Annotated in this window: 17 protein-coding genes and 2 pseudogenes; 12 read left to right on the plus strand and 7 right to left on the minus strand. The window is 67.7% G+C overall.

The genetic code is table 11. The features are described 5' to 3' along the window. Nucleotides 1-73: 73 nt before the first annotated feature. The 8 genes and pseudogenes from QUE79_RS02465 to QUE79_RS02490 all read left to right on the plus strand — a co-directional run bounded on the left by QUE79_RS02465 (nucleotide 74) and on the right by QUE79_RS02490 (nucleotide 3,325). The gene (locus QUE79_RS02465; RefSeq protein WP_286345272.1) at nucleotides 74-1,237 is read left to right on the plus strand and encodes a TRAFAC clade GTPase domain-containing protein; all 1,164 of its coding nucleotides are present in this window, start codon (nucleotides 74-76) and stop codon (nucleotides 1,235-1,237) included. 2 nt (nucleotides 1,238-1,239) lie between these two features. Then, complete coding sequence (locus QUE79_RS02470) at nucleotides 1,240-1,611, plus strand: hypothetical protein (protein WP_286345273.1); 372 nt, start codon at nucleotides 1,240-1,242, stop codon at nucleotides 1,609-1,611. 8 nt (nucleotides 1,612-1,619) lie between these two features. Then, the gene (locus tag QUE79_RS02475; protein ID WP_286345274.1) at nucleotides 1,620-1,922 is read left to right on the plus strand and encodes a hypothetical protein; all 303 of its coding nucleotides are present in this window, start codon (nucleotides 1,620-1,622) and stop codon (nucleotides 1,920-1,922) included. Between the two features lie 125 nt (nucleotides 1,923-2,047). After that, nucleotides 2,048-2,464 carry a helix-turn-helix transcriptional regulator gene (locus QUE79_RS02480; protein ID WP_286345275.1) on the plus strand — a complete coding sequence of 139 codons (417 nt, stop codon included), beginning with the start codon at nucleotides 2,048-2,050 and terminating at the stop codon, nucleotides 2,462-2,464. Nucleotides 2,465-2,512: 48 nt separating this feature from the next. Beyond that, nucleotides 2,513-2,656 (plus strand): annotated as a pseudogene (locus QUE79_RS25080) (VOC family protein); the annotation flags it as partial. Continuing rightward, complete coding sequence (locus QUE79_RS02485) at nucleotides 2,635-2,952, plus strand: VOC family protein (RefSeq protein ID WP_286345276.1); 318 nt, start codon at nucleotides 2,635-2,637, stop codon at nucleotides 2,950-2,952. The pseudogene QUE79_RS25080 and the gene QUE79_RS02485, both read left to right, overlap by 22 nt. Next, nucleotides 2,949-3,059: pseudogene (locus QUE79_RS25085) on the plus strand (VOC family protein); the annotation flags it as partial. The gene QUE79_RS02485 and the pseudogene QUE79_RS25085, both read left to right, overlap by 4 nt. 74 nt (nucleotides 3,060-3,133) lie before the next feature. After that, entirely contained in the window at nucleotides 3,134-3,325 is a 192-nt protein-coding gene (locus tag QUE79_RS02490; protein WP_286345277.1) for a VOC family protein, read from the plus strand. 96 nt (nucleotides 3,326-3,421) lie between these two features. Here the strand turns inward: QUE79_RS02490 and QUE79_RS02495 are convergent, their stop codons facing one another. Further along, nucleotides 3,422-4,024, minus strand: a complete 603-nt coding sequence (locus QUE79_RS02495; protein WP_286345278.1) for a hypothetical protein — start codon at nucleotides 4,022-4,024, stop codon at nucleotides 3,422-3,424. Between the two features lie 224 nt (nucleotides 4,025-4,248). Next, nucleotides 4,249-4,827 (minus strand): helix-turn-helix domain-containing protein, encoded by a 579-nt coding sequence (locus tag QUE79_RS02500; RefSeq protein ID WP_286345279.1) that lies wholly within the window; start codon nucleotides 4,825-4,827, stop codon nucleotides 4,249-4,251. A 361-nt stretch (nucleotides 4,828-5,188) separates the two neighbouring features. Between QUE79_RS02500 and QUE79_RS02505 the strand changes: the two genes are divergently transcribed. Then, nucleotides 5,189-5,482 carry a dienelactone hydrolase family protein gene (locus tag QUE79_RS02505; protein WP_286345280.1) on the plus strand — a complete coding sequence of 98 codons (294 nt, stop codon included), beginning with the start codon at nucleotides 5,189-5,191 and terminating at the stop codon, nucleotides 5,480-5,482. A gap of 80 nt (nucleotides 5,483-5,562) precedes the next feature. On the opposite strand, the gene QUE79_RS02510 is transcribed toward QUE79_RS02505, so the two are convergent. Next, a complete protein-coding gene (locus QUE79_RS02510) occupies nucleotides 5,563-6,408 on the minus strand; it encodes an aminoglycoside adenylyltransferase domain-containing protein (protein ID WP_286345281.1) in 846 nt (281 codons plus the stop codon). A gap of 78 nt (nucleotides 6,409-6,486) precedes the next feature. Here QUE79_RS02510 and QUE79_RS02515 point away from each other — a divergent pair, with 78 nt between their 5' ends. The 3 genes from QUE79_RS02515 to QUE79_RS02525 all read left to right on the plus strand — a co-directional run bounded on the left by QUE79_RS02515 (nucleotide 6,487) and on the right by QUE79_RS02525 (nucleotide 10,470). Next, a complete protein-coding gene (locus QUE79_RS02515) occupies nucleotides 6,487-8,169 on the plus strand; it encodes an APC family permease (protein WP_286345282.1) in 1,683 nt (560 codons plus the stop codon). A gap of 94 nt (nucleotides 8,170-8,263) precedes the next feature. Next, nucleotides 8,264-9,001: a phosphotransferase gene (locus QUE79_RS02520; RefSeq protein WP_286345283.1), complete on the plus strand. Its 738-nt coding sequence runs from the start codon at nucleotides 8,264-8,266 to the stop codon at nucleotides 8,999-9,001. 125 nt (nucleotides 9,002-9,126) lie between these two features. Beyond that, nucleotides 9,127-10,470 carry a M23 family metallopeptidase gene (locus QUE79_RS02525; protein WP_286345284.1) on the plus strand — a complete coding sequence of 448 codons (1,344 nt, stop codon included), beginning with the start codon at nucleotides 9,127-9,129 and terminating at the stop codon, nucleotides 10,468-10,470. 35 nt (nucleotides 10,471-10,505) lie between these two features. On the opposite strand, the gene QUE79_RS02530 is transcribed toward QUE79_RS02525, so the two are convergent. From QUE79_RS02530 to arfB, 4 genes are all read right to left on the minus strand, one after another. Next, entirely contained in the window at nucleotides 10,506-11,216 is a 711-nt protein-coding gene (locus QUE79_RS02530; RefSeq protein WP_286345285.1) for an ASCH domain-containing protein, read from the minus strand. A gap of 63 nt (nucleotides 11,217-11,279) precedes the next feature. Beyond that, nucleotides 11,280-12,053 (minus strand): GH25 family lysozyme, encoded by a 774-nt coding sequence (locus QUE79_RS02535; protein WP_286345286.1) that lies wholly within the window; start codon nucleotides 12,051-12,053, stop codon nucleotides 11,280-11,282. 260 nt (nucleotides 12,054-12,313) lie between these two features. Next, on the minus strand, nucleotides 12,314-12,910 hold the full coding sequence (locus QUE79_RS02540) for a dihydrofolate reductase family protein (RefSeq protein WP_286345287.1): 597 nt from the start codon (nucleotides 12,908-12,910) through the stop codon (nucleotides 12,314-12,316). Between the two features lie 94 nt (nucleotides 12,911-13,004). Continuing rightward, the gene (gene arfB / locus QUE79_RS02545; protein WP_286345288.1) at nucleotides 13,005-13,427 is read right to left on the minus strand and encodes an alternative ribosome rescue aminoacyl-tRNA hydrolase ArfB; all 423 of its coding nucleotides are present in this window, start codon (nucleotides 13,425-13,427) and stop codon (nucleotides 13,005-13,007) included. Between the last annotated feature and the right edge of the window lie 6 nt (nucleotides 13,428-13,433).

Consider the following 13,433-nt stretch of genomic DNA (forward strand, 5'->3'; position numbering starts at 1 on the left):
AGCGCGCATTCTGACCCGAATCTCGACTCCATGGGATGCGCCGCTCCTTCAGGGCGTGCCGTAGGTTCGATGCATGGCGTCAAACGGGGTGGGTAAGCAGCAGCAGATCGCGGTCTTCGGGGAAATGGGCAGCGGCAAGACTGTCTTGTTGTCGTCCTTCTACGGGATGGCGCAGGAGGCGGCATTCAAGGAGGTGAGCCAGTTCGAGATCTTGGCCGATGACACCGGGCAGGGCACGAGGCTGCATCAGAACTTTTTGAAGATGAAGAAAGCGAACGAGCGACCGCCGACCACGCGGTTTGCTTCGACGTCGTATACGTTCTCAATCAAGCGTCGGCGCACCTCGAACCCAACGTCGAAGCCGGCCGAGGATCTCCGGCTGATCTGGCACGACTACCCCGGCGAGTGGTTTTCCGAGGATCCCGGCACCGACGACGAGAACCAGCGGCGGATCTCAACCTTCCGGGCTCTCGTGGGATCCGATGTCGCCCTTCTGCTCATCGATGGCGAAAAGCTGGCGGCCAACGCTGGCGAAGAGGATCGCTATCTGAAGGCGCTCTTCACCATGTTCCGCAACGGACTCGTGAAACTTCGCGACGACCTCCTCGACGCGGGCAAGCCGCTGACTCGCTTTCCGCGCATCTGGATCCTTGGTTTGTCAAAGGCCGACGTGCTGCCCGATCTCGACGTCGCCGGACTGAAGGAGATCGTCGTCGAGAAGGCGGGCGCGGAGATGAACGAGCTGCGTGACGCCCTCGCGAGCCTGGTCGAGATGCCGGAGGCCCTGTCCGTGGGCGAGGATTTCGTCCTGCTGTCGTCCGCGAAGTTCGAGCCGGGCCGGATCGACGTGACCGAGCGCACAGGCGTAAATCTCATCCTTCCGATGGCGGCAGTGCTGCCGTTCGACCGCTTCGTGAAGTGGGCGAATCGCGCCCGTCGAGGTAGCAAGCTCGCAAACGACCTCGCCCGCGCCGCCCTGCCCGTGGCCGTCGTCCTAACACCGGGGATCAGAGCTTTCTCCCGCCTCGGACGATTCGCCGGCCCCGTCGGCGCCGTCGCGAGCTTCGCGGCGACCGCGCTGGCCAAGACCCTCGACGAGGCAGACGGCGGTGTATTCCAGCACCTCGAGGACAAGGCCACGAAGAACCATGAGTTCCTCGCAGCCGTGCTCGCGGGATTCGGTGTTGATCTGCAACGCGCTGAAGAGGCAGGGGTGCTCCTCCGGAGCCGCGCATGAGAGTGATCTGGGCTACCCGCGGGCGGACCTGGGGCACCAGGTTCCTCCTGGACGGCGGTGTTGCCCGTCCCCTGGCCATCTACGAGTCGGCTTTTGCCGGGACCGATGACTCGTCGGACGTGTTCCGGCACATCGACGATATGGTCGCGCTGCGCCTGCGAGACCCGGAGGGCCGGCGCGACGAGGCCGGCCGGATCATCCTGCACGAGTTCGTGATCCTCGCGCCCGACTCGACCGCGATTACCACTGCGGACGAAGCCGTGGCCCGTGTCTGGCCTCAGGTCGACGCGGAGTTTGCCCGGATCTGGGACGCCTCCAGCGCCACCTTGCCCGAAGGGGCCACCTCGAGCGACGAATCGGAGACGACCGCATAAGCCGCAAGATGAAACGGTCGCAGCGCGCCTCCGACGAAGGGCCCCTCGACCAGATCCGCGCCACCCTCGCCAGGATCGGGCAGCGGCTCGGCAGACAACGGAGGTCGGATCGCGCCGTCGACGCGGCCCTCAGCCCCGTCTTCTTCATCGCGGACATGCCCTACATCGTCCAGAACGTGATCTACCTCGTGATACTGATCGGGCTGTTCACTATCACGCTCCCGATTCACATCGCCTACTACGCCTGGCTGTGGTTCTCGAGTTGGCATCAGGACCGGGTCACTCTCGGGGAAAAGGCCCAGACAGGCTAGCTCACGGCCATGGCGAATGATGAAATCGAGGCATGAGCGAGGAGCTTGACAGCAAACTACCCGACGACCTACATGTCGGCGGCGCACTCCCCAGGCTGTGAGTGAAAAGGGTGTTAGCTGAACGAGTGAGCAGGAAGGTGGATCCCGAGACGGCGCTGCGACGAGCTCGTGATGTGATGGACCGCGATTTCGCTGATTCCTCCCTCGATCTCGATCGAATCGCGTCCGTCGCGTTCCTTTCGAAGTGGTCTTTCGTCCGGAGGTTCTCGAAGCAGTTCGGGCTCACGCCGGGTGCCTACCTGACGAGGCGGCGAATCGAAAGGGCGCAGGATCTTCTCCGTTTTGCGAACCTGACGGTAACCGAGGTCTGCGTTGCCGTCGGCTACCTCTCGATAGGTTCGTTCTCGTCAGCGTTCCGGACGGCCACGAGCGAGAGTCCCTCCGCGTTCCAGCAGCGGTGGCGTGGGATCGGTCACCCGCGCATCCCCGGCTGCGAGATCCTCATGCACACGCCAGCGTCGAGACCTCTGCCGCTCGATTGAGCAACGCAGGAGAAGCGGCTCGCCGACTTCGACGTTTACTGTGGCGACATGATCACCAACGTCGCCATCGTCAACGTCTTCGTGCAAGAGCAGCAGTCGGCCCTCGAGTTCTACACCGGCATCCTCGGCTTCGAGGTTCGTGATGATGTCACTCTCGAGGGTGGTTTCCGATGGTGCACGATCGGCCACCCCAACCAGCCCGAGTTGCTCCTCAGCCTGATCGAGTTCGGCCCACCGCTCCCCCGGACCTCGTCGAGTCACTCCGCAGTGCGCAACGGGCCGGCGGTTGGCGCGGACTCGGCTTCAACGTCGACGACTGCCAGAAAACGTATGAGGAACTCCGTGCCAAGGGCGTCGAGTTCGTGCAGGCACCATTGGCCCGACCGTACGGGTCGGAGGCGGTCTGCCGCGACGACTCCGGCAACTGGATCGTCCTCATCGAGACCGTCGACCCCACGATGCCCGCCGCGACGGCGACTCGGTCATGATCGACGGAATCACCAGTGTCGTTGTCCCCGTGACCGACCACGACGACTCGATTCGCTTCTACGGAGGAGTTCTCGGCTTCGAGGTTCGGGCCGACTTCACTCCAGCCCCGGAATGCGGTGGGTGGAGCTCGCTCTCGCGGAGACGCCCACAGTCATCGCATTGGCCGTACCCCGAGGGGGCATGTGGCGCTCGGCCGGTGGCGACACCAACATCAGCCTTGGATGCTCCGACATCATCGGCGAGCACGCCCGGTTGCGGGACGCCGGCGTGGATGTCGATGACGAGGTGCTGGTCCTCGGCGAGAACGTCCCTCGCATGTTTCGGCTCCGGGACCCGGACGGCAACGTCGTGCAGATCATCGAACATCGCTGAAAATGTCAGCTCGGCTCGTCTGCGACGGGGCCAGTGACCGATCGTCAATCGGTTTCTTTCCAGCCCCCGGTCCGTTTCTGGTCTTCCGAGTCCGTTCTAGCCGCCCCAGAGGTGCCTCACGTGCGGCACGACGGTGAGAATGAGATCGGCGTCAATCTGCACGCGACTCTCTTCGATGCCCGCGAATGGCCATTGTGTAACGAGCTCAATCGGACCCGCTGGCGGAAGCGGATGCAGCCAGAGACCATCGCGGTGCGCGTAGCGTGAATCCGATCCACCATCGCTTCCGCCTATCGTCACCAGGCTGTGCTGATCCGTGGACAAGGCTGCGTCTTCGACTTCCTGAAACCGTGGCCGGTTGCCCGTCAGGCGCTGACCGTCAGCGAGGAGAACTCCGTACCGCAGCCGGGAGGCACGTGCTTCATCGTCGGACATGATCCGGCGTTCTTCGGTGAGGCGCCGAAAGTCCGCTCGACTCATGCCGTGTCGGCGCATTCTGCGCTCCAACGAAAATTCCACCCCATCGCTGAAGACCCGCACGGCCGCGAGCGCGATTGCAACGTGCTCGTTGGCTGCCAGCAGAGCGTTGATCGGTGCTATTGCAGCTAATTCGTCGAAGGCGGGCTCCGACCTCGGGTCGCGCTCTGGCTCGTCTGCCTCAACGTCGGGTATCGCCGGATCCGGCTCGAAGAAAGTCACGCTCTAAGGAGACCACTTCGCGTCGAGAGAGACAATGGCCGCACCCACCACGTGCACCTGGGGCTCCACCAGCCCTCCCACACGCCCAAGACGACGTGACATGACAATGCACATTCAGATTCTCGTTCTCCCGCACGCTGGCTCATTACCGGGGCACCGACGTGGTGAAGGTGCTCGCGAACCGATGCTGAGGGGCGCAGTATCGCGCCCCGAGGTCCGTCGGCTCAGGCCTCTTCGGCGACGGGCGCGAGTGTCGGAACCTCCGTCGGGTACAGGCCGGCCGCGAAGCCGTAGACGCGGCCTCCGCCTCGGGGGATCTGGCCGAACTGACGCGCGAGGGCCTGAACCTCGAGCCAGAACTCGCGCACGTACTCGGCGGGGACGCGCGCGCGTACGAGGAGGCAACGCCGTTCGTCGTTGGCGTGAGCGTGTTCCGCCTCGGCCGCAGCCTCGGAGAGCCCGTTGATGGGCAGAACGGCGCGCTTGTCGGATGAAGTGGTCAGCGCCCCGATGGAAATGGTGCGGGCGACACGGCCGTAGCAGCGCTCCTCGATCGCGCGCACGCGGCGAGTCCACACGACCCGGAGCAGCCGCGCAGCGACAATCACCTGCACGTGATGAGCCACGGTTTTTTTCGGTCGGCCGACGGCGGCAGCCATCTCGGTCACGGCGGCCGCCCGTTCGAGTACGAGTTCGATCAGTCGGCTTCTCAGCGGGTTCGCCGGCGCCTCGTGAGCCGCCGCGTTGGTGACGACCTTCTGCTCCCCGAGGTCGTAATCAGGGATTCGGCTGTTGAACGACACACATGGACCGTTTTAGAGTCTCGGTACGCTCAATCATCGTCCGACGAATGGAGCCCTGTCCCATGGCCGAAGTCGTCCTCTTCCACCACGTGCAAGGTCTGACGCCCGGCGTGACCGCCCTCGCCGGCCGCCTCGCGGACGCGGGGCACACGGTGCACACCCCAGACCTCTTCGGCGGCCAGACGTTCGCCGAGCTGGAGGAGGGGTTCGCGTTCCTGCAGTCGCTCGACGCCGATGCGGTGCGGCGGCAGGCGGACGAGGCCGTGGCCGATCTCCCCGGTGCGCTGGTCTACGCGGGCGTCTCGTGGGGCGTCTCGCAGGCGCAGCGCCTTGCGCAGACCCGCCCGGGGCGCGCGGCGCCGTGTTCTTCGAGGCGTGCTTCCCGATCACCGGCGAGTGGGCCTTCGGCCCGTGGCCCGAGTCGCTGCCCGTCCAGGTGCACGGAATGGACCACGACGAGTTCTTCGCCCTCGAGGGAGACCTCGAGGCGGCCCGCGAGCTCGTCGCGGCTGCCGGCACTCCGCTCGCCGAGGTGTTCACCTACCCCGGCGACGCGCACCTCTTCACCGACAGCTCGCTGCCCTCGTACGACGAGGGCGCTACGGATCTCGCCGTCGACCGCGTCCAGCGGTTCCTGGCTGAGCTTCAGGCCTGACCGCCGCGACGGCTGAGCTCCGCCAGGCCCGAGCGCGCCGACGACTACCTCGACACCGTGCTCGGGGGCATCGCCGTCCGCTAGGCGGCCACCGACGCCCTCCGTCGCACCTCCCGGGTGGCCCACCGGACGAAAGCGGCGGTCAGGTCGGCGAGGGCCGGATCCGCACGGTTCGTCGCAGGATCGAAGGGCGAGCGCCGATGCAGGATCGCGACGGTGACGAGATCCTGGAATTCCGACGGAGCCACCTGGTCGCGAACCCAGGCCGCCGCTTCGCCCTTGCTCGCGACGGTGCCGAAGGTCGCCGCCCAGAGCAGCCGGCAGTGAGTCAGCACGACGTAAGGCTGGGCCCAGCCGTCGTGGAGCGCCTCGGGCTCCCCGCGGATCCAGGCCGCTCTGACGCCGGCCTGCTCGGCGGCCTCGGCCCGGAGCGCCGCCGGATCCACGGGCGGGACGAGGCGATGCGCGGGAGGGCCGGTCAGCGGGACGGCGGCCTCGCGCAGCAGCCATCTCGAATTCCACGTGTCGTCGTGGCGCGAGCGTTCCATCGCGGAGCTCCCATTGTCGACGTACAGCCACGCGTCGTGCGCGCCGACGGCGTCGCCCAGCGCGTGCGCCGAGACCCAACTGCCTTCGAGGTGGCGCGCCCAGTGCTCGCTCCGATCGGGCAGGATCGCGTGCACCTCGCGCGCCGACGCCTCTTCCGTTCCGGTCAGGTCGTGATCCGACACCACCAGGAAGTCGACGTCGCTCGCCTCGTCGCCGGCGTCGATGGCGAACGAGCCGGTGAGGTAGACGCCGACGAGGCCGTCGCCCAGCACACGGCGCGCCCCCTCGGTGAGGGCAGCCAGAACGGCCGCCAGGGAGGCAGCCTCGGCATCGCCGACCTGCGGCTGCAGAACAGCGGTGATCGACGACGGCGCCATGGCATCCGACGATAGTCGTCTCGGGGATAGAGCCTTCCGCTCCGGGCGGGGATCCCGCGGATGTAGTAGACGGGGCGGATGAGTTCAACCAATGAGGGTTCGAAATCCGGTGGCACCGTGAAGTTGAAGCGGCACGTCGGCGTGGTCGGGCTGCTGTTCGCGGCGATCGGGTCGATCATCGGATCGGGCTGGCTGTTCGGCGCGTTCAACGCGTCTGCGATCGCGGGGCCGGCAGCGCTGTTCTCCTGGCTGATCGCGGGTGTCATGATCCTGCTGATCGCCCTGACCTACGCGGAGCTCGGGCCGATGTTCCCGATCTCCGGCGGCGTCGTGCGGTATCCACATCTCGTCTGGGGATCCTTCACGAGCTATTCGCTCGGCTTCATCACGTGGATCTCGACCGTCGCGGTGCCGGCGATCGAAGTCGAGGGTGCGCTCACCTACGCGACGAAGTTCGCCGGGTTCACGTCGGCCAAGACGGTCAACGGCGACACGGTGCACGTCCTGACACCGCTCGGCTTCGTCGTGGCGGCCCTGCTCCTGGCCCTCTTCGTCGTCGTCAACTACTTCGGAGTCCGCCTGTTCACCCAGATCAACAACGTGCTGGTGTGGTGGAAGCTCGGCGTGATCCTGCTGGTCATCGTGGTGTTCCTCTTCACGGCCCTGAGCACCACCCGGATGGGAAGCCCCTCCAACTTCACGTCGCACGGGTTCGCGCCCGGTGGTTTCCAGGGCATCTTCGTCGCCATCTCGACCGCGGGGATCACCTTCTCGTTCCTCGGCTTCCGACAGGGGATCGAGCTGGCCGGCGAGAGCAAGAACCCGTCGCGAAACATTCCGATCGCGGTCATCGGCTCGGTGCTCATCACGTCGGTGATCTACGCGCTCCTGCAGGTGGCCTTCACGCTCGGCGTTCCCGCCGCGCTGCTCGGCAAATCAGGCGGCTGGGAGAAGCTGACCTTCACGAACGACTTCGGACCCCTGGCGGCCATCTCGACGATCGCCGGCCTCGGCTGGCTCGCCGCGCTGCTGTATCTCGACGCGATCATCTCGCCCGCGGACACCGGGCTGGTCTACACGACCATCGCCTCTCGGGTGTCCTACGCGCTCGGCAAGAACGGCAACGCTCCCGCGTGGCTCTCGACGAACAACAAGTTCGGAGTTCCGTACTGGGGCCTGGTCGTCACGTTCGTGGCGGGACTCTTCCTGCTCCTGCCGTTCCCGAGCTGGCAGCAGCTCGTCGGGTTCATCACGAGTGCGACCGTCATCTCGTTCGGCGTGGGGCCGCTCGTGCTCGGGGCGCTGCGGCGCGAGATGCCCGAACGCGAGCGCCCGTTCCGGCTGCCCGGCGGCGACGCGATCCCGCTGCTGGCCTTCTACGCGGCGAACATGATCATCTACTGGGGCGGCTGGTCCACGAACTCGAAGCTCTTCGTCACGATCCTGATCGGCTACGTCCTCCTCGTCGTCTTCCAGCTCTCGGGACGACGGAAGGCCAACCGGCCGCTGCTCGAGTTCAAGGCGGGAGCCGTGTGGGTCCTTCCGTGGTTCGCGGCGATGGCGCTGATCAGCTACTTCTTCGATCCTGCGACTCACCCGAGCCTGTTCAACTGGGTGTTCCTGATCAACATCGTCGTCACGGTCGCCGTCTACTACCTCGCGATGCGCATGCGGCTGCCCCGCGACCGGGTCGACGAGCACATCCGCGACGCCGAGAACGAGTCGCTCGAAGAGGAGGAGGAGACGGCCGTCGGTGCGTAGGGCCTGTCGGCCTCTAGCGTCGCAATCCTGCTCGAGGGCGGCGCGACGTCCGAGCGCGTCGCGATCTCACGACGGGTGTTCCTAAGCTGTCAGGATGGACGGACTCCTTCCCGGCGGGAACATGAACGCGGTCGAGCGGAGCGGCGACACCGTCCTCCGCACCGCCGGCCCGTGGACGCCGACGGTCCACCGCTACCTCGACCACCTCGCCCTCGCGGGGATCGACTGGGCGCCGCGCCCCGTCGGCATCGAAGCCGGTCGTGAACGGCTCACCTTCGTCGACGGCGACGTGCCTCTCTACCCTCTTCCGGCGTGGGTCTGGGCCGACTCGGTCCTCGTGGAAGCTGCGCGCCGACTTCGGGCGCTCCACGACGCGAGCGTCGGGTTCGCCCTCGACGGGGCCGTCTGGCAGTCCCCGGCCAAGATCCCGGCGGAAGTCATCTGCCACAACGATTTCGCACCCCACAATCTCGCTTTCGCCGACGCCGTGTTCGTCGGAGCCATCGACTTCGACCAGTGCTCTCCCGGCCCCCGCCTCTGGGACATCGCCTACCTCGCGACCAGGATCGCCCCGCTCACGGAGGCGACGCCCGATGGCGCTCCGAGCATGGACGACGCCCGCCGCCGGGTCGACCTGCTACTTACGTCCTACGGATCCGACGCGAGCTGGAACGACGTCCTGCGAGTCGCGATCATCCGGCTCGTCGACCTGGCCGAGCTGTCGGTTCGAAAGTCCGTGGAGCTCGGCAAGCCGCACCTTCGCGACGACGCTGCGGCGTACGAGCGCGACGCGGAGTTCCTCCGGGGTTTCCGAGATGCCGACGCTCTCTGAGGCGACCGCCCTCCGCCGTGCTCGAGGTGGCCGGGCCGCCCCCGTTCGGGTGCATCCGGGCGTTTCGGCCGACGAGTTTCGTGAAACCACTGTGAAAGATGTGACGGATGTGACAGTCTCGATCGATGCCTCCGATCGAACCGACGACCGAACCGCTGCGCGCACGGAAGCGATTCGCGACGATCGCGCTGGCCCTCGCCATCGCTCTTCCCGCTCTCATCGCCGTTCCCGCCGAGGCCGACGGGTTCCCCACCTGGGATGAGGTCGAGGCCGCGCGCAGCAGCGAATCGGCCAAGCAGGGGCAGATCTCACGGCTGACCGGCGCGATCTCGCAGCTTCAGCAGGCCACCTCGGCTGCCGCCGCCCGCGCCGAGAAGAGCGGCGCCGACTATCAGAAGGCGCAGGATGCCCTGGACGACGCCAGCGGCGCCTACGACAAGCTCGCCCGAGAGCTCGACGACGCCCGGACCGAGGCCAAGCGCTCGGCCGAGACCGTGGGTCAGGTAGCAGCTTCTCTCGCCAAGCCGGGTGCCGGAAGCCCCACCGTGACCCTGCTCTCCGGAGAGGGCGACCCGGGCGAGATCCTGCGAGGCCTCGGCCTGTCGAACCAGGTCGGCCGGAAGGTGGCCCGCCTCCAGGACGACGCCGTGCAGGCCGCCCGTGTCGTCACGTCCACGTCGAACCAGGCCAAGGTCGCGAAGGAAGCCCGCCAGAAGCAGTCGAAAGCGGCAGCCGCCGCCCTCGAAGAGGCGACCTCGGCGAGCCGGGCCGCTGCTGCCGCCGAGGACGCCGAGCGCAGCAACCTCGGCGTGATGCAGGCGCAGCTCGCGACCCTGCGAAACGACGCCCTGTCGATCGAAGAGGGGTACCAGGAGGGTGTCGCCGCCCGAGCCGCGGCCGCGGCCGCCGAGGCGGCGCGCGTCGAGAAGATCCGGCAGGCAGCCGCCGCCGCGGAAGCCGAGCGTCGACGTGCCGCCGCGGCCAATCCCGTGACTCCGGCGCGCCCCTCGCCGCCAGTCCCCTCCACCGGCGGAGGCTCGGGAGGCGGCTCCTCCTCGGCCAACGGCTGGACCCGGCCGATCACGTCGTACAGCTTCTACCAGGCCTACGGCTACCGCATGCACCCCGTGTACCACACGTACAAATTGCACGCCGGCGCCGACTTCAGCGCCGGCTGCGGCACCCCGATCTACGCGACATCGGCCGGGACGGTGACCTACGCCGGCGCCTACGGCGGCTACGGCAACCTGATCATCATCGATCACGGAAACGGCGTCACGAGCGCCTACGGCCACGTGTTCCCCAGCGGCATCTACGTGCGCGCCGGCCAGCGCGTGTCCGAGGGGCAGAACATCGCCGGTGTCGGAAACGCCGGCGTCTCGACGGGCTGCCACCTGCACTTCGAGGTCCGGCGCGGCGGCATCGCCACCGATCCGATGGCCTTCCTCCGCACCAAGGGCGTCGGCTGATCCGGTGGGTCCGAGCCGGGTCTTCTCGGGGCAGGTCACTGCTCCAGACGGAACGCGACCTGCTGCACGAGCGCGTCGTCCGGGAGGCCGGGGTAGTGCCGCCGTAGGCCTGCCCGGAGGAGGTCCGGCGACGGGGCGTTCTCGAGAACGGCGTCCGCCTGCGTGAGCTCGTCGACGCGGCGGTCCTCGACCCGATCGACACGTGCCGGGAGGGTGCGGAACCCGTCGGCGTCTTCGAAGACGAGCAGGACGGGGCCGACGTCGATCGGATCGCGGTAGCGGAGCGTGGCCGTCTTCCGGCCGGCCACGATGTCGTCGTAGTAGCGGCTGTCGAATCGGACCAGCCGGGCGACGCTGCTGTCGGGATACCGGTATTCGTGCGGCAGGAGTTCGCGGATCGGCACGCTGTCGGGACCATCGGCCGTCGGCACGATGACGAACACGTCGGGATGCAGATCGAGCAGCACCTGGCGGCAGCGACCGCACGGAGGGATGACGCCTCGACCTCGATCCCCCACTGCCACGATGGTGACCAGGCGTTCCGGGCCGGCGGCGGCGGCAGCGCCGAGCGTCACCAGCTCGGCACAGGGGCCCCCGTTGAAGTGGGAGACGTTGACGCCGGTGTGGATCCTGCCCAGGGTGTCCATGGCGGCGGACGCCACGGTGTGCGTCGGATCTCCGTGCAACGACGTCGCGGCGACCTCGACGGCGGCGTCGAGCACCCTCTTCTCGTTTTCGACAAGCATGTGCTCCATCCTCGCCCTTCGGGACACCGACGCAGAATCGCGCGACCCCGGCGAGCGCCCTCCTCAGCCCAGCAGGCGGCGGAACTCGCTGACGTCGCCGCCGAAGACGTCCGCGTCGACACGCGCCGTCCCGTGCCCGTCGAGGTGGACCCCCTCGCGATCGGACCACTGCCACAGCGTCCATCGCCCCGAGGCGGTCAGGAACGGCGGGGACAAAATCGACCGGATCCACAGCGGGTTGCGCGGAAACGCCGCCTGGAGATACCGCTTGTTCCAGCCTGCGGTCGCATAGAGCACGGGTGCGGTGCCGTAGTGCGCTGCCACCGCGACGACCAGTTCGCGAACCATCTTTCTCACCTTCGCGACCGGCGGCGGATGTGCGCAGTAGCGCCCGTAGCACTCGACGTCGATCGCGATGGGGAGGTCGCCTGGGCGCAGCGCGACGGTGTCGAAGAGGTGGTCGGCCTGCTGCGCCGCCGGACTGTCGAGGCTGAGGAAGTGGTACGCCCCCGCGGTGATGCCCGTCTCGTGGACGCTTTTCCAGTTGCGCGCGAATCGGGCGTCCGTGTACGAGGAACCCTCCGTCGCCTTGATGTACGCGAACGAGACCTCCTGCCGGGCCACCAGCGGCCAGTCGATCCTGCCCTGGTAGGCCGACACATCGATACCGCGGACCGGGTACCTGTGCGCGAACCACCGATTGGGCCACAGGGTCCCGTTCACGGTCAGCGCCACGAGGACGACGCCGACGATCAGCAGGATCCCGCCGCGAAGCAGCACGCCGACCCGGCGCCGCAGTCGTCCTGATCGTGGGGCACTGCCCGTGAGGTTCGTCATCGCGACGAGTCCAGCAGCGGTCGGGAACGGGCCGCATCGATCATTCGGATGACGTTCGCGCGCCGCGTGGAGGATGCGGCGCGGCTTGTGCCTCTCCCCCGCCACCTCCCTGCACCCCTCCCTCCCCTCCCGAAATCGAAGGGGATTTTCGCCGGGCGGCCCCTGCGGGCCCATGAACCGCGGGCAGGATCGAGAATCCCCTTCGATTTCGGGAGGAGGGAGGCGGTGGAGGGGAGACAGCAGCGCGTCGGCGCGAGCGATCAGACAGCACCCCGCACCGCATAGCGGTGGAGCGTCACGCCCTGGCTGAACGTCTGCTGCTCGAGGAGGTCGAGCTGGAGGGGCTCGGCCAGCTCGTCGAAGAGCGGACGGCCCGCGCCGAGGACGACCGGGTGCGTGAAGAGCAGGAGTTCGTCGAGCAGGTGCGCCCCGAGCAGCTGGGTCGCAAGGGTGGCACCCCCGACGCCGATGTCTCCTGCGCTGTCTCGGCGCAGCGCGGCGAGCTGCTCGATGGCGTCGTCGTCCCCGCCGATGATCCGGGTGTTGTGTTCCGCCGCCGACCGGGTTCGGGACACCAGCACCTTGGGCATGTCCGTCCAGATCTCGCCGTACTCGCGGGCGAAGCCGGGCAGCGACTGATCGGTCCGGGCGTCGGGCCAGAACGGGTCCATCATGTCGAACACGACGCGGCCCTGGACCATCATCGACAGGGCGCGCGCCCGGGAATTGAATTCGAGGTGAAGGGGCTCATCGAGGCGGATCCAGTCGGGGCCGCTGAGATCGTCGTGTTCGCCCTTTTCACGTTCGATGAAGAGATCGAGCGAGACGTTCATCCAGTACACGAACCGGCCGGGCATGAGCACTCCTTCGTCGGACTCCCACCGCACCACGGAGGATCCGTCGTGCGTCTTCGCCCGAGATGCTAGTCGCGCCGCGACGACGACGACGGCGCTATTCGGCGGGCGGCCGCCGGCGCTGCCGTTTGGTCTCCGACCGCTCTCCCTTGGCGGCGAGGCGTCGGCGGTCCGAGCCTCGCGTGCGCTTGGTCGCGCGACGCCCGGGGGCCTCCGGAGCGAGGCCCGCGGCCACCAGCCCGGCGAGCTTCGTCAGGGCGATTTCGCGGTTGCGGAGCTGCGACCGCTGCTCGGACGCCGAGACGGTGAGCACCCCGTCGACGAGGCGGCGGGCGAGGCGCGCGAGCAGGATCATCCGCTGGTCGTCGGAGAGTGCCGGCGACTCGGCGACGTCCCAGGAGAGCTGAACCCGGCTGTCCGAGGTGTTGACGTGCTGGCCGCCCGGCCCGGAGGACCGCGAGAACCGCCAGCCGAGTTCGGATGCGGGAATCGTCAGCGCGGGCGACACCTCCAGATCCATGCCCCT

The organism is Frondihabitans sucicola (assembly GCF_030296615.1).
Taxonomy (GTDB): domain Bacteria; phylum Actinomycetota; class Actinomycetes; order Actinomycetales; family Microbacteriaceae; genus Frondihabitans; species Frondihabitans sucicola.